At 40.5% G+C, this 16,163-nt stretch carries 11 protein-coding genes; all 11 read right to left on the bottom strand.

What is annotated here, in order from left to right:
• Window positions 1-38 precede the first annotated feature (38 nt).
• Window positions 39-950, bottom strand: a complete 912-nt coding sequence (locus FE394_RS10005; protein ID WP_319926246.1) for a YwqJ-related putative deaminase — start codon at window positions 948-950, stop codon at window positions 39-41.
• A gap of 314 nt (window positions 951-1,264) precedes the next feature.
• Window positions 1,265-2,233 (bottom strand): hypothetical protein, encoded by a 969-nt coding sequence (locus tag FE394_RS10000; RefSeq protein WP_319926245.1) that lies wholly within the window; start codon window positions 2,231-2,233, stop codon window positions 1,265-1,267.
• Between the two features lie 140 nt (window positions 2,234-2,373).
• Window positions 2,374-2,646, bottom strand: a complete 273-nt coding sequence (locus FE394_RS09995) for a helix-turn-helix domain-containing protein (protein WP_319926244.1) — start codon at window positions 2,644-2,646, stop codon at window positions 2,374-2,376.
• Window positions 2,647-3,175: 529 nt separating this feature from the next.
• Entirely contained in the window at window positions 3,176-4,186 is a 1,011-nt protein-coding gene (locus FE394_RS09990) for an Insecticial toxin (RefSeq protein ID WP_319926243.1), read from the bottom strand.
• A 32-nt stretch (window positions 4,187-4,218) separates the two neighbouring features.
• On the bottom strand, window positions 4,219-5,085 hold the full coding sequence (locus FE394_RS09985; protein ID WP_319926242.1) for a hypothetical protein: 867 nt from the start codon (window positions 5,083-5,085) through the stop codon (window positions 4,219-4,221).
• Between the two features lie 55 nt (window positions 5,086-5,140).
• Window positions 5,141-6,046, bottom strand: a complete 906-nt coding sequence (locus FE394_RS09980) for a Pvc16 family protein (protein ID WP_319926241.1) — start codon at window positions 6,044-6,046, stop codon at window positions 5,141-5,143.
• Between the two features lie 87 nt (window positions 6,047-6,133).
• The gene (locus tag FE394_RS09975; protein ID WP_319926240.1) at window positions 6,134-8,221 is read right to left on the bottom strand and encodes an ATP-binding protein; all 2,088 of its coding nucleotides are present in this window, start codon (window positions 8,219-8,221) and stop codon (window positions 6,134-6,136) included.
• A 36-nt stretch (window positions 8,222-8,257) separates the two neighbouring features.
• On the bottom strand, window positions 8,258-9,925 hold the full coding sequence (locus FE394_RS09970; RefSeq protein WP_319926298.1) for a contractile injection system tape measure protein: 1,668 nt from the start codon (window positions 9,923-9,925) through the stop codon (window positions 8,258-8,260).
• Between the two features lie 95 nt (window positions 9,926-10,020).
• Window positions 10,021-10,965 carry a tail fiber protein gene (locus tag FE394_RS09965; protein WP_319926239.1) on the bottom strand — a complete coding sequence of 315 codons (945 nt, stop codon included), beginning with the start codon at window positions 10,963-10,965 and terminating at the stop codon, window positions 10,021-10,023.
• Window positions 10,966-11,020: 55 nt separating this feature from the next.
• Window positions 11,021-13,912, bottom strand: a complete 2,892-nt coding sequence (locus tag FE394_RS09960; protein ID WP_319926238.1) for a hypothetical protein — start codon at window positions 13,910-13,912, stop codon at window positions 11,021-11,023.
• A complete protein-coding gene (locus tag FE394_RS09955; RefSeq protein ID WP_319926237.1) occupies window positions 13,905-16,097 on the bottom strand; it encodes a baseplate J/gp47 family protein in 2,193 nt (730 codons plus the stop codon). Before FE394_RS09955 ends, FE394_RS09960 begins: the two co-directional genes overlap by 8 nt.
• Window positions 16,098-16,163 lie beyond the last annotated feature (66 nt).

Below are 16,163 nucleotides of genomic sequence, written 5' to 3'. Positions count from 1 at the left end.
ACAAACAAAAAATTGTCCGGGATCACAACGAATATCACTTATTTACTCAGTGACTGGGAGCGATTGCGTTTCGCGTATTGCGCAGAAAAATTGCTGCCCGCACTGTCAACTGTTCCCGTAATCACATTAGCGGGTGATTGGATGATACCCGAACAGTTGTGACAAGCCGGAAAGTCTTGTCCTGCATTTGCCGTGGTCAACCGTTTGGTGAAGATTGATGATTGAAGCATGGCCTTGGCATAACGCGCCGGACTGAGGGGATCAGAAGATTCGCCAGCATCCTGATCTGATTTAATAAATACTTTGTTCAACGCCTGTACTTCGGCATGCAGACCGGCAATACCCGCCATCGTCGGCAGGATGTTATTGTTATGTGCGATATGCTCTTCAACCAAGCGTTGAGTCATCGGGTGCAGCGTTTGTCCATTTTTTTCATACATATCCCGTAATCCTTTGATAAAGTCAGGAATACTTGTTATCCGATATTCATTTGCCATGTTATTTCTGAACGTATCTTCGATATCATAGGCAAGTTTATTTCTCCGTGGCCCTGTCGGTCTGTTTATTTCAATGGTTTTTTGAGGTATTAATTCCACACTGGGGAACAGTTTTCCGGGGGCCAGGTTTTGATTATTATCCTTAAAGTTAACAAACTCATCTTGATAAGCGTTGTTATGCGAATAGCCGGCATGGGCAGCAAAGTTTTGTAATGCCTTTTTGGAATATTTTTTGGGCGTTGGTTGCTTTTTCTTGGGGAGAGGAGGTTGTTTGGATTCCTCAAGAATTGAGTCTGTTTTATTCTGGAATTCCTTCATGACAGAAGACAATTGACGCTGATAGGCAGCAGAGACTTCTGCTGTATCAGGTGTATCGAGATGCAAAGCTTCCAATGCCGTATTCGATTCTTGCTTTTTCCTATAAATCATTTTGTTGTCATAACTGTATGTCATATTTTTTCTCCTGAAAATATATCTTTTATATCTGTATCTATGGCGATATCAGAGGACATATCATTCAGTAAAACATAGGTATTTCTACCATCTTGTTTGATTGAATGAACATTGAAGGCGGTGTTTTTGGGGAAAAGGATTTCTGCCTGCCCTTCATTATTTTAAAAAAGATTCTTCTAATTTGGAAAAATAATCTCTTTCTATATCTGCTTGTTCTATTCATTATATTAATGCTGAATTGAGACTTAAGCATCTTGTTATTAATTTTGAGTAAGTATTGTATGCTGATGGTGATTTTTATTACTATGAGTTAATTATATGTCACTGTTTTTTGATAAAAGTTTTAATATCTGTTTATCAATGCTGTTGATTTTAATTTCTATTTTATTTTTAGTTCTTACCATAGTATCTGCGGTTAATTTTTCGCCCTTTATTCTAGAGGAAAATCCAGTAAGACTCATTTTGTTGTCGCCATATTCTTTACGCATAAAAGTGACTGCGTCAGAATGGCTTTCATTTAACACTTCACTAATTTTTTTAGTGAAATCTAATATATGTTCAGCCTTATCACTGCTGAGTTTTCCTGATGCTTTATGACGTGATACTGCCAGATCAGCAAGTTTATATACAGGAATTTTAATTGGAGTTATTTGATTCACCACTTGTGATGTTAACATGTTGGCAGCAGTGACTTTCATGTTGTTTTTGTCAGTTTCATTTTTAATTATTTTAGTAATAGGATTTTTATCATAGTTATTGATGTCGAATATCATGTTCCTTGTTTTAGGATAAGGATGTGCGATCCTTAATTTATTATTTAATTTTTTAATAACTATATTATTAAGATAGCTTAATCCGAATCCTGACGCCGCACCAACTATAGTACCTATAACTGGGACTGGTATAGCGGTTCCTATCGCTCCTCCAATAGCACCACCGGTTACAGCCCCTCCTATATTTAATATAGAGTGTAGTGCAGTAGAGCCTATATTTTTTGCCAAATTAATATTGGCTGTTTCCGCGGAATCCATTGATTTTAAAGTTAGATCCAGCCTCTTTAAATGTTCTTTAACAACAACCATCCATTTGTAATATTGGGATATGTGTTCTTTCCAAAATTTATATTCTTGAATTTGATTCAAACTGACATGACTGTCTCCGAACGCCGTATCTGGAGCTAATCCTATTTCTAATCTAGCGCTGTCTATATCGTCATCAGAAGAATGAGTTGGTTGTGTTGAACACGTTTTTTCTTTTGTTGTTTCTCTAAAATATATAGGCATATTACGTTTCTTATTTAATTTCTATGAATAGTGATAAAATATATTAAATATAAATCCAAAAACTCAGGTTAATTATGTTAACGGCGGTTTTTGAATTTATGCGTTACATTAAATTATCATGTGTATTTTTGATAAATCTCTTAATAGGGAGATCTATTATTCTTGTAATCATTTTCGATTTTTTTAAGTTGCTCATGAATTTTTGATACTTTATTGTATAAACTTTCGCCTTCTTTTGTTAAAATTAATCCTTGGCTTTTTCTTTCGAAAAGTTTGACGCCTAATGAAAACTCCAGTTTTTTTAAGCTCCGACAAATAGGTGACTGTGTGATAAAGCGTTCCTGTGTTGCTTTGTTTATTGATTTATTCTTAGCTACAGCAATAAAATTTAAAAGTTCTTTCGAAGTAAACACCTGTATTCCTTCTTTAATATAATAGCATTTATTTACTAACTTAATAATTAACATGAATAAATTGATTAATTTTTATCTTTAATAAATTATTTAGTGCAATGATTTAGAATAATACCCTCATTCTTTGGGTGGCAATAATATATATACATCAGTATTTGTCAACAATTGTCTGTGTAAATTAATACATAAATAAAAACGATAATTAAAATAATAAAAATTAATGGGATAGCGATAAAATATAAAATATTACTAATGAATTTAGGTGGTTAATTGTAAGTTTAATTTAAATATCTGTGAGTTTGTTTTTTGTTTGTGCTTAAGAATACCCCCATCAATTATGATAATAAATAAACTCACTGAGTTGATGGTGATTTTATTTATATCGCTGATTAATGTTGATATATACCTAATAGACTCCAGTTTTTAGTCAATAAAGTTTGAAGGTCAGCCTGATAGTTGAATAGAGTCCGTAAAATATTTTGTGTGAAGCGGTATTTTGAATACAACTTTGATCACACGGAAATTGCTTTTATCTTTTCCGGTTAAAATTGGCCATGCCCGGTTTTTGTGAATTGGAAACGAACCCGGGATTGTCTGCACCTGGTTTCCAGCTGACTTTCATTTTTGCACCAATACTATTATAAAACTGATTGAGTTCATTAATGTTGTTGGCAATTGTCCATTTGCCTTTGCTGACAATGGCAACAGGAAATTCACCGGGTTCAGCTACGACTTTAACAATTCCCCCGTGCTTTTTTATCTCTTCTTTTTCTTGATCCATCGCATAAGCAGGATAACTTACCTGAGGTCCATGCCTGATAACATTATGTTCTATCTTGTTAAATGGCCGGTTTATGTCAGATTCGGCGATATATTGATTAATGAGATCAATGATTCTTTTTTCTTCTGATGAATTGGATGGCACTGAATGAGGTTGTCCTGTGAAACCGATCATGTCATGCATATCATAGTCCCCCGTGAAGGGTAGTGCGGCCCAGTTCTCTTTTTCTTTCAAGGCCGAAAGGCTGGCTTCGAGATTGTCTAAATCGATGGGATAAATTTTTCCATTGACCTGTCCATCTGATAATCCGTGATCGCGACTCATATAGACACCTTGAAGCTGTCCGGTCTCTTTATTCCAGTGGCCGACATAGCCTTCAATACCCGCAGCCTGTACTTTCTTTATCACATCAGGCGCTTGATCTTTGGGATAAGCCTTGTTGATAGAACCGGGTTTGATGGTTTTTTCCAGAATATCATGCCCCTTGGCTGCGGCACCTTGACTTAAGGCTCTCAGTGTTGGCGCACCCGCCGCCCGAAAACTAACAGCAAAATTACCATTTTTAGATGCTTTTTCAATTGCGTCCATATGGCCTTGCCAAATAAATTCTCTCTTAACTTGTTGACGAGTAAGAGTGTCATTAACCGAATGATGTGGAAGTGTAATTATTTCATCAGAGAAATGAGACGATGAAGATGCTTCATGGATATTGTGATTTCTCTGTTTAGGTTTTCTCTGGTAATCAGAATGTATTGGCATATTGATTCTATCCTTAATTAGGGTTTCAGATTTTATCTTTTATAAGGTTTTAAATTGTTCATCGGGATAGTTGTTAAAAAGGATATTTCAGCATCATTAACGGGTCCATGATTCAGGGCGATAATTGTTGCGTCTTCGAGATTCGGTGTATCAAGAAGAATGGAAGGTTTCATATTCCCGGTTCTTCCATTTGGCAATGGAATCAATTTTCCTTTATCTACGCCAATCTCATAAAGTTCCATTGATACTTCATAAAGTGGTGCTCCTGAGCTTTGCCCTCCGGCTTCAGTATTGACTGCGGTAGAAACCCAAACGGTTGAGCGATCTTTGGTATATTTTATAAATGTGGAAAGGTCACTTAGCTTAGGTGTTCCTGCTTTCTTCCATTTATTAATCTCATCAATAATATGCTTGGGCAAACTCTCAACATTGTCATTACCCAAAAATACACTGGCAAATTTCCTCGCTTTTTCACTGTCAAGATGCACCCAGGCTTTAAATCCTTCAGGGCTACTTGTTTGCAACTCTTTTAAGCTTCGGTTATCTGCCCGATATAATGTAAATGGTTTTTTTGCGCTGTTTGTTGGCGTTGGTGCTGCTTTTGAATTTTGTGTATTAACGGCCGTTGTACTGGCAGGAATTACTTTTTCAGAGGCCACGGGTGCTTTTGTGGTCTGTTGAAATGCCTCTGTTCTCAAAGGCGCTTGGGGGCGCAAAGTCAATGGGCGCGGGGCAATACGTGGACGCACTGTTTGGAACCCTCCATTCGAATCAGATTGTTGAAAGTTTTTTCTCAACTCAGCTATTTTTGATGATGTTGCATGACTATCATTGACAACATCTTGATTAGGACGGGAGGATTGATTTTTATTTTCTTCTTTCTGTTTAAAACTATGCACAATAGTACTCCGATTTGAAAAACGTTATTTAATGATTTATAGAAATAACAATAAATTAAATGCCGAAAAGATGACTTTTTTCTATGTTTTTAATACAGATGCCATAATCATCGATCTTGGTGATAATATTGTTATCACTTAACCAGCGTTCAAAAATTTTATTGATTTCTTCCAGATAGTTCTGGCGGGTAATGCCAGAGACAGACAGAGATACAGAGACTTTTTCTGGGTTGCTTGGAATAATAATATCTTTCATCGTTAACAGTTCAACTTTACTTAGTGCCAGCCTAATATTCTCTTGATTTTCCAATTCTGTAACAGGGAGTTTCTGTAATTCCGTAATCAGTAATTCCCGCAAAGTATGACTAATCGTTTCCTGACTGAGTGAAGCGGTTTGTTCCACGGTAGAAGAAACAGTGCTTACCGGAGTCGCATTATCTTTAGCATCGGTAAGGCTAATTGGTACTGTCACTGAGTAATTCAGAGAGAGTCGTGGGCGATTCCCCAATGATTGCCAGAAATTCCCTAAGCTGTTTAAACTTTCTTTCGGCGGTACAACCTGAGTATAAGCACCGGGAATTCCCGTCAATTGACGGTTATTAATCAAGGCGTTCAAGACTTGTGACATGACTTGTATTGCCTGATTATCAGGTTGGCTGTCAGGACTGCTGGCATCTGTTGCGGGTTTGGTCGATTCCCAGTAGGTAATCAGGTAATTACATTTAATATTGACCCAACCCGGCAATAATCGCCCCGAAGCGGCATTAAACACTCTGGATTCTGTTGTTCGAAGCTGTAGATCTTCATGGATATCATAAAGAAAAACACTCACCATTGTGTCTGATTGAACCGTGTCTAATTCAGGTAAGTCAAAACGAATCGCAATTTTGTCACCCAGATATTTTTCCAGCATAGTTTTCATTGCCTTATTAACTTCAATAACGGTTTGCGTTTTAAACATAAATAATCCTCTTAATTTATTATGTTGATACCTATTAGGTAATCAGTATATTCAGTTATTTTTCTTGTATTTTTCTTGCTATGAATTTTAAAAAGTTAATCGTCCCACTTTGGCTAATTCGCGTTCCAATGCCATTTCGATATTTTCATTGCTGACTTCATTGTGACTATTTTCTGCGGCAAAGAATGAAGACAATAAAGCAATATTGCGAATATTCGCCCCTGTCACACTGGTTCGTTGGGCTAATTTATCGAAATCCACATCTTGGGCGATTTTTATATTTTCAGGCCAGATTGCCTGCCACATTTTCTTGCGGATGATTTCATCCGGATAAGTAAAGCGGGTAATAAAAGTAAAACGACGATTAAAAGCGCTGTCCAAATGGCTGCGGTTATTGGTGGATAAAATGACCAGCCCCGGAAAATTTTCCAGCCGTTGCAGTAAATAAGAGACTTCAATATTGGCATGTCTGTCTTGTGCATCTTTGGTTTCGCTGCGTTTACCAAACAGGGCATCCGCTTCATCAAAGAATAAAACACCGGCATCCTGCTCGGCCAAATCGAAAATACGGGATAAGTTTTTCTCGGTTTCGCCGATATATTTATTCACGACGGTAGATAAATCCACTTTGATTAAGTCAACGCCGATATAATGAGCAATCACTTCTGCTGCCATCGTTTTTCCGGTGCCGGAATCACCATAAAACAGGGCACTGATACCAGTGCCATAACCAATCTTATCTTTAAACCCTCCTGCCAAAATTTGTTCCCGATACTTAATTGCCGTGAATATTTCTTGTATTTGCCGGGCAATTTCATCGGAGACTAACAAATCTTTTAATGAACGTTTAGGGATAATTCGCTGCGCCAATTGACCGAAATTTTGCTGTGCCCGTAAATTGAGAGCCTTGCGGATATCACATTGCTGCAAGATACCCGAAGGATCTCGCTGCTGTTGGTAAAGTTGCGCCTCTTGCAAAATCAATGGCAGGGTTTCGGGATTAAACGCGTAACGTTGGCTTAAGGCGATGACATCAATATCATTTGAACAGTTATTGGGTAAGCCGGTCGTCAATAATCTGGCTTTTTCTACCGAGGTGAAAACGGGCATCTCGATCAGTAATGTCGATATCTTTTTCAGCCATACTAACGGTGAATAGGGTTCAACCAGACAAATAACCCTTAATTCTGGTTGGTTTAATAAGGCTGACAGAGGATCCAGTCGCTGTTTATTCTGTTCTGCAAATAAGCAAAAATTTCGCAACAATAAACAGGCACCCCGCATGCGAGTCTCCCGCAAAATAGGCTTTATGTGGGAGAATAAGGTTTTATCATCGTTATCAGCCAATTTAGCCATATCCACCAATAGCGTTTGGCGTTCTTCCGATGCCATCATATTGGCAACCGCATAGGCTCTGGCACTGTCAGCCATGCCCCGTAACAAAATAATAGGCCGAATTTCATCGTGCTCAGATAACAGAACATGACCCAATGCTTGTTTTAAACCTGCGGGATAACCGCCGATCTCTGTAGGTGTTATCCACTCAGCACAATGTTCTAAAGCGGGCGTAATATAGTGATGTCCAAGTAAAAAATGATATACGCCGCTGTCAGTGATAAAGGGCGTCTGGAGCCAGGACAACGTTTTTTGGCGGCTATCAATGGATAATAGCTGGCAGCCAATCAAAGGCGACCGATGCAGAAAACTGGCCTGCTGTGCCTGTTTCTCCGGCACTGAATGGCAAAACAGTTCCAGCGCCAGCGAAAAAGAAGGAAGCCGGGATTGTTGTTCCCCCTGAATCAGCGCAAACAGGTGATAGTAGCGGCTATCAAAATGAGGCAGTAAACCCAGCAGCAAAACATCTCTTTCAAAATCAGTCAGTTCAAAACGTGTAATCAGGTCAGTGAATCGGGATGCCACGGGAGTGATGGTTTGTGGTATTGCCAGACAGTCATCATTGAGCCAATGAGGTTTACCCAGTGGATTATCCAGTCTGGCGATAACGTCTTCTTCGGTTAACAAAAACTCATCAAGGAGATCTCCTCGCTGACCTGATATGCAATGGAAATGGTATTGAAGAACCAGATCGATGCGTTCCAGTTGGCTAAATAAAAATGTCAGATTAGGGTCATTATTTTGTTGAAATAAATCAGAGAAAACAGGCGCTGTATTCATAAATTTTTACTCAGACTAAATGATTGTGATCGAGGGTTATAACCATGTGATGGTAATGGGTTGTTGCAACCAGCTAAAACTCGCTATATTCATTGGCCACGGCCATTCGTTTATTAGTGCATCGTAAACTTCGGGTTGAATATGGATGTTTGTTACACCGTTTAATTCACTCAATTCCCCGGAACGTTGCAGAAATAAGTGTCGTACATCGCGGGCGCTCATTTTTTTCCAGGCCGGAAGTTGTATAAGGGTTTTTTCCAGCCATTGGTTGATGGCCGCTCGCTGTTCTGGTTCTGGTGAACGCCATAGCGCGTTGTCATTTATGGGAAGGCCGCAGATCACTTTGTTTAGTGTCAGTCGCCATGCAGGTATTTCCTCTTCGGCCCAAATCAGCCAGTCAAGTAAACAGACGGCCTCTCTTTGCGCTTCAAGGCTGATAAATCGGTTTTTATCCAATAAATCAAAGGTACGGAAAAATGTTGGTAGTAACGGCCATAAAATTATGCAACCGGCATTGCTGATGGGTAAAACCGACTGTGCTGATGGAGTTTGAATTCTATTATCAGGTTGTATGGATGATATTTGCGCTGATAAAGCCGATTCCAGTAATTCTTTGTGTTGCTCCCTGTTTTGTAAAGTTGCAGGGTTTTGTTTTACCGTCTCCTTTATCAAACCATGACGCTGTTGTGTGGCCGCTGATTGAGGGGGTGTTTGCATGGGCTGGAGTGCAAATGGCGGTGCTGTATCCATTGGCATGTCAGTTTTATTATGATTCTGTTTTAATAGATGGCTATCATTTTGAGTAATATTTACCCTCGGTATTTGCTTATTTTGAGTTTGTAGTGTCGTTTTTGTTAGCGTATTTGCTTCGTTATTATCCTGCCTTAATGGATTAAAACTATTATCAATAATGTTTTTTTCCGATGTTAGTTCATTTTTAGTTTGCAATGTAAGTGCTTGTTGTGAGTTATGTACATATTTCATCTGATGCCGAAGATAATATTCAGCAGCTAAACTCAGTTTTTGGGGTGTTACTTTTGTATCTGTGATTACCTGCGCTTTTGAATTAACAAATTCAGATGTTGTTTCAGTAAATAACCGACAAAGCATAGCAAGAACGTCTGGCTGACAGATCTGAATTAAGCGGCTTAACCCCGCAGGTTGTAAACAGTGTTTGGCTAACATAGGTAGCCATTGTTGGGATTGGTGATTGATCTGTTGCCAGTGTTCTCTGTCAATATTCAAAGTATTTGTTGCATGATGTTTATCGTCATCAGATGACCAGTTTCCCTTGTGTAAGTAATGATCTACTTTTTCTATTAATGGAGATCCAGTAAAGGTGTGATGGGAAATACTCTTTTCTGATTGTGGGAAATATCTTTTCTCTTTCCATGGAGTATGTTCGGAAGAATAAAAGTATTTTTGAAAAGTTTTTCTTAATTCAGATTCTAGTTTTATGGGGATTTCTGTTTCAAAAAAATCTGTCTCAATATTACCTAAATCCAAGGCTATTTTTTCTAATAATAATTTGTTATTACTGGTTGATTCTAATTTTTTAATATTTTCTTTAATGATTGTTTCTAGCTTGTCATTAAAGAGATACGAGCATTTATCCATTATTTTTTCACCATTATAATCTATGGATTCAATGGATATGATAATTCTGTAAATAATGCAATTTGTTTCTTTGACCAATGGAATCATCAAATAACTTACTCCATAAATAACATTAGTGATGTAAACTAGCAATGAGTATTAGTTAATACTCACTGCTACTAATATAAATTTAAAAAGTTTTATTAGAGTTTCATAATAAAGGCTAATAAATAATAGGGCGGAACTACATCAATGCTATGGCTATGTGAAGGGGATGAGGCTGTTGCTCGGTGATCATGTCCTTCTCCTCCGCCTGTTTCTGATGTGTAGGCATAATAATTTGCCCCTGATGAAGGATTCATCCATATTGCACTATCTGAGACAGAGATGGAATTATTTATTTGATATTCGGTTTGGATATCAGGGCTATAACTATATTTAAATCCACGACTATTATAGTAAGACATACCCCCAATGTGTTTATGACTAGGTATGTGTGATTCTTCCAATATAGTATCTTTCACAGTAACACTTACCGAAATTGTCTTTGATGTTGTATCTTTGGAAAAGTTTTTTCCATTATCACTCCCACTGGCTTTACTGTTGCTTTTTCCTATCTCAGAAATTGTTTCACCACACATGACAAAGCGACTTCTTAAATCTGGCGTTCCATTATTACCATCACAAAAAGCCCATCCAGTAGGAGCACTATTACCAGAGAACATCACAATCATTCCTTTGGGTAATATTTTATTGGAATCAATACTGACACCGTTATTGTCCACTTTTATGCCATTACCGGCTTTAACTGAAACACCATGATTATCAACGTTAATCCCATCGTAAGGTTTAATTGCTAATGCTTTTTTATCAAAATGCAGTCCGCCGGTTGAATTCACAACGGTCTGTAAAGTTCCATCATCTGTCAAACTCAAACCGTTACCCGGTTCTCCTGATTGTCCAGGAGTTTGTCCAGTCGCTTTACGACCAACATCCGCAATATCAATCAATTCATTAAAATCAATTTGTAAAGGAATACTGCCGTCTTTAAATTTATTTTTTAATTTATCAGTTTCAGGCCCAATACCTTTTGAGTCAGATAATTTTTGTTGCTCTTGTGTTTTTGCAGAATAACGAATCTCTTTCATGACTAACCCCATAAACTATATTTAATTTAAAATTGTGATTGGTAGATATTTTTTCTTATTCGTTCTCTTTAGGAACATAGAATAATTCATTCTGGATTATTTTATCGGTATTCCACTGATCGTTATTTTTACCGACAACGTCTTCTCTTTGGTGCGGTGTAGCAATTCGCATTGTTCCTATGCCTTTTAAAGCAGAAGGTAATTTACCTAATGTCAGGCTCTCCAGAATCGAATAGGCAGAATCACCCAGTGGTGCTCCGTTATTTTGCCAACGTTGATAAGTCATGCCGAAATTTAAAAATGCTTCCCGATCCATCCAGTGAATAATCATAGAAATATGGGCAGGGAACTCGGTAAGAATGGTTTCTTTTACCCACTCTTCTAATTTATAGGGATCAACACCGGACACTTTAATTAAATCACTGTTTACCACCACGCTGATAACAAATGAAAAACGATCGGTATTTTCAAATTCCTTACCCGAAAAATGCCAACTGTATCGCCATGCTTCTTCCGAGGCAGGGAATGTCAATGTCGAACTATCCTGACGTTCAATAATCAAGGTACCCTTGATACGATCAAAGCTGACAACTTTTGCATACAGTTTTTCTGAGTCATCAGCATATTCCTGTGTGACTCCGACTATCCCTAAATGTTTGGTCAGGGTAATTTCATTACCTACCGCAATCAGGGACGGGAAGGGGGTTTGTGCTGTGCGGGTCAGGCGCCGCTGGTTATCAGGCAATGGCTTGCCATTCTGGGATTGGTCACTATCGTAGGCCAGACGGTAGTTCATATCTTCCATCCAGACCACGCTGTTTTGCCAGAACAGTGTTTCCGCTTTGGCTGCGGCCATTATCCGTTCCAGATTGTATTCCAGTTGAGCGCTATTACCTATGTCCAGCCAAAATTGATCCCCCTCGGCTTTGACTATCATCTGACCACGCACTGTAAATTGGGTTTTGCCCTGTTCGCCTTCATAGAGGATTAAATTGATCACTTGCCCCTGTCTCAGCTTGCCATTAATACCGGCTTTCTTAATCACCAGATAATGCTGATCAGTCTGGCTTTCTTTCTCCTCTGTTACCGATTCCAGCTCCTGCTCTTTATCAAACAGGCTATTGGGCTTGATTGGCAGCAATGCCCGGTGTTCCACCAGATAAAAAGGCAGTTTGCTCAGGTCAGGCTCCGGTTTAAACAGTTCATCGCCTAATCCCATGCGGGCAGCAATGCGTTTTTGTAGCGACGAAACCTGGTCAATCCGAATATTGGCACGGTGATAAGTTAATGTCGGTTGTTGAGCCAGATAGCCCTGTTGCACGACGCGAAAATCATCAATGTGGGTGGTAAAGGTACGCGGTGCCCGCTGGGTGCCAAAATAGCCGAGCAGATAATTGACGATATCCAATTCATGATCGCTATCGTGCGCAATCTGTTTTAACAGTGCTTTTAATGCCGGAGCGTAATCCTGATGGGCTTCATCATTGACAGAACCTGGTTTAAACGGCCATTGATCGCCCCAGACTTCATATCCCTCGCGCTGAAAAGCCAACAATTGTGGCAGCATGGCAATTTGCTGACAGCCGCAAGCCAGCAGTTGTTCAAATGGCAGCATAAACTGATGAAGTGATAACAAGCGTTGGGCATGTTCACTCTCAGACAAGGGTTGTTGTAACTCATAGCAAGCGGGCAACGTATCGCTGACGGGATAATAACGCGCCACATCGCGATGCCGACCGTAAGCCAATACCACAGGTTTATTCTGAATCAGAGTTGGATTGGGTAAACTTTTGCGAATTTCGTCTTCTTTGACTGTGACGCTAATTCCGCCTTTGGCGATCATCCTGAGCGGGCCATCATGTTGTGCCAATTGATGGATCGGATCTTGGCCCCACAGGCGAGGATAGTAGCCTTCTTTAATTGACCACGACCAGGTATCCCCTTGAACCGACTCAATCAGGTTTTTATCAAAACCTTCATCCAACCGAAGGCGATTGACACTCTGAACACCTTTAATCTCAAGCAGTTTATTAACCAGCCGGCTAAGATTGAGGATGATCCGTTTGGTATAGTCACGGGCTGTCGGCAATTCAGGGATCCAGCCATGTTGTAATTGTGGCCCTTCAAAGATTTTATCATTGCGCATTCCGGCATCTTGCAGCGTTTCAGTGTGGTAACGCTGTGCCTCAGGCATCAGATACTGCTCTGCGGTGCTATAGACGGCAGCAAAAATACCAGCGATATCCTGTACATCGTCATCCAGTTCGATATCCAGTAATAGCGGGAAATCAACCGGTTGTGACCAGATAATCTGACTGACTGACTCCCCAATATTGCGGTTTTGGATCAAAAAGTCTGTCAATTGCTGGGTAGCTGTTGTCAGGTTCTCCTGCGTACAACGGGTCGGTTCCAGATAGAGCCAGTAATTTCCCCGCAAGGTAAACTCTTTTGCCCCTTCACGACTGACAAAACTATATTCCCTTTTGGTGGCATCATACCAATAGGTATAGCCTTGCTTTTCCGGTTCACGTACCAGTTGTACGTTACGGAACAGAAAATCCCCTTTATCTTGTTCTGATGCTGATGTCTCTCCTGTCCAGTCGCTGCTATGCAGATCCAGCAATGCCTTCCGATAATCATCAGTGGTGATTGGTCCACAAGTCAGCGTATTGTGGGGACCAAATTCAGCAGGGAAAATACCATCTTGCTGTTCCTGCTCATTGGGGGCAGGGGTCAATAAGTCTGTTAAGGGAAGGGTATGACGGTAAGCCAAATCTGACACACCGTAGCTAAGCCCTTCCAGAAAGGTGATTCCGGGGTCGTGTTCTGTCGTGTCGCTCCACTGTTTTCCGGCCTGTTGCTCAACCACCTGATGAGCCTGTTCCAGCAAGGTATCAAAGTGAATATCGTCTTTCACTTTGTGAAACAGTGCTTCTTGATTATTCATCGTTATTTCCTCGGTATTGCAGCTTATTGTCTGCTTCCCAGACTAAAATCAGCACCTCATTATCTTTGGCTTCCACCGATACGGTGATATCACTGCCTTTAGCTTCATCCGACCGACGCAACGTCAGACAAGTGACCCGCTCAACCAGCGGCTGCTGTTGAATGGTCGCCAGTAACTGGTAATAGTTAATGCTGTTATTCAACATAACGGGGCGCTGTTCATCGACGCTCCAGGGCATATATGTCTCACTGAGTTGCTGCCGTAGCTGGCGATAACCAAAATCGGTGTTAACATCCGGCTTAAAAACCACCGTGTAATTAATGTTCACATCAACATATTGGGGATTGTTGATCTTAATCTCAGCCCAGGGAGAGCCTTTTTGCTGTAACCATTCTGTCATTCCTTGCAGACGTGCCGGGTTTAGCACCGGACGCAGAGGATCATCGCTGTCGTTATATCGGTTGGCGGGGATGATGGTCAGCTTTTGTTCCTTCAATGCCGGTACTCGGGTGAGTTCATCATTGTCGGGGTACTTAACATCAAAGATGCTGACATAACGCTCTTTTAACAGTGTCGCCATATTGCCCCAGGTTAAGGCTCGGTTACGGTGGGACAGGTGTTGTGCTCCCCGTTCAAAAAAAGCGCTGTCGGTTTCCGGTAAACGTCCATTCCATGACGCCCAAGGCTGGCTGATTGAAGCCACGACAATGATGGGTTCAACCGGACGCTGAATAGTGTCTGCCGGTAATGGCGTTAAGAAATGGCTGTGACTGATGTTATCGGCATTCACTAATGTTGCTGTCAGAGCGTTATAGATCAGGCCGCATAACCAAGGGGTTTTTCCCCATGAGCCTTCGTGTGTAGGGATGGTCACGACTGCCTTTAACCAATAGCGTCCCGTTGGCATTGTTGTTGCCTGATTGGACGCGTCAGCGGGCAGTACAACCTGCCAGGTGCCATCTTGATACAGATGTTCGGTTTTATCATTGACCCACGCATCCAATGCAGTCCATTGGTTCTTTTGGTTCAGGTAATACCAGGAAACTTTTTCGGGTTGCTGCGGCGATTTCAATTTCCAATATAGCGATAAAGTTTGTCCCGGTTCGACGTCAGTGATACCGAGGTATAACGCGGGATTTTCTTCCAATGGCTCAATTTCATGACTATAGCCAAATGGGGTTAGGTAAGATATCTCAAAAGAGATGCCCTGAATTTCTGTGGTATTTACTTGAGTCTGGATGTTAGTTATCGCAGGCAGTGCCTGGCTGTCTTTTCCCTGTAGCCGGAGCACTGGCTGGGTGAAAACAAGGTTATCCAGATCCTCTGGCGCACTGATTGCCGGTTCTTTCTCTGAAAGCGTCAGTGTGACTTCTTTTTTATTTTCCTCAACTTGTAAAGTTAACCATTGATTGCCACTGCTAATTTGTGCCAGCAAACTTTGGCTATCAATATCTTTCTCAAAGGTAACAGTTATCTTTCTTGTTCCTTCTTCCATCGCCAATTGTGCAGAGGTGAGCAACACTCCACCCAGTACAGATTTATCCAAATCCGTTTTACTGAATAACCGTATTCCATCAGATGGCAATGATATCTGTGCCTGTGAATTCCAGGGTGTCGCGGTCATCCATTGCTGTTGTTCTTTATTCCGTAACCAGTACAAATCACTGATATAGCCCCGGTTCGCCAACAAACTGGCATCCAGCGCATATTGCAGGGCATTGCCTTGTTCATCTTGTCCCGCTTCGAACAGGGTACCTTTAGTAATCAGTTGCTCTGTCACGGTTGAATTCAGTTCCACCGACAAGGCAACCTGATCGGGTTTCGCCGGACAGGGAGACAAGCCCAAAAGCGCCCGATAATAAAGATTGCGATGCGCCGCAGGTAAGGTATTCAATAAGGATATTGGGGTTTCCAATAATCGCAATATGGCCAATAGAAAAGCCTGATGAGGTAATAATTCGCCATTGGCTTCGCTTTCCCCTTGATATAATTCGGCCAGTTTCTCTGGCGTATTATTCGCCATAAAGAAAAAGTCATTCCAATGCTTACCGTCCTGATTAAAGGGAATGACTTGGGCGTACTTTTCAATATATTGGAGTAATTGCAAACTGGCTCGATTATCTAATTTAAAATCGCTCATCGGCACCAAGTCTGACAATTTATTATTTAACTCAGTTGATTCCATAATATCACCTGTGTGGCACAGAGATTCCTCTGTGAATAAAGGATTACTCACACTGTTTAATTTCGA

It is taken from the genome of Xenorhabdus littoralis, from assembly GCF_033949345.1.
Taxonomy (GTDB): Bacteria; Pseudomonadota; Gammaproteobacteria; order Enterobacterales; family Enterobacteriaceae; genus Xenorhabdus; species Xenorhabdus littoralis.
Note: the sequence above shows the minus strand (reverse complement) of the source record. Positions and strands in the feature narration are given on the sequence as shown.

What these genes read in the sequence shown, in the direction of transcription:
- FE394_RS10005 (WP_319926246.1), bottom strand. Translation starts at nt 950, where the DNA reads ATGACATACAGTTATGACAACAAAATGATTTATAGGAAAAAGCAAGAA.
- FE394_RS10000 (WP_319926245.1), bottom strand. Translation starts at nt 2,233, where the DNA reads ATGCCTATATATTTTAGAGAAACAACAAAAGAAAAAACGTGTTCAACA.
- FE394_RS09990 (WP_319926243.1), bottom strand. Translation starts at nt 4,186, where the DNA reads ATGCCAATACATTCTGATTACCAGAGAAAACCTAAACAGAGAAATCAC.
- FE394_RS09980 (WP_319926241.1), bottom strand. Translation starts at nt 6,046, where the DNA reads ATGTTTAAAACGCAAACCGTTATTGAAGTTAATAAGGCAATGAAAACT.
- FE394_RS09975 (WP_319926240.1), bottom strand. Translation starts at nt 8,221, where the DNA reads ATGAATACAGCGCCTGTTTTCTCTGATTTATTTCAACAAAATAATGAC.
- FE394_RS09970 (WP_319926298.1), bottom strand. Translation starts at nt 9,925, where the DNA reads ATGATTCCATTGGTCAAAGAAACAAATTGCATTATTTACAGAATTATC.
- FE394_RS09965 (WP_319926239.1), bottom strand. Translation starts at nt 10,965, where the DNA reads ATGAAAGAGATTCGTTATTCTGCAAAAACACAAGAGCAACAAAAATTA.
- FE394_RS09960 (WP_319926238.1), bottom strand. Translation starts at nt 13,912, where the DNA reads ATGAATAATCAAGAAGCACTGTTTCACAAAGTGAAAGACGATATTCAC.
- FE394_RS09955 (WP_319926237.1), bottom strand. Translation starts at nt 16,097, where the DNA reads ATGGAATCAACTGAGTTAAATAATAAATTGTCAGACTTGGTGCCGATG.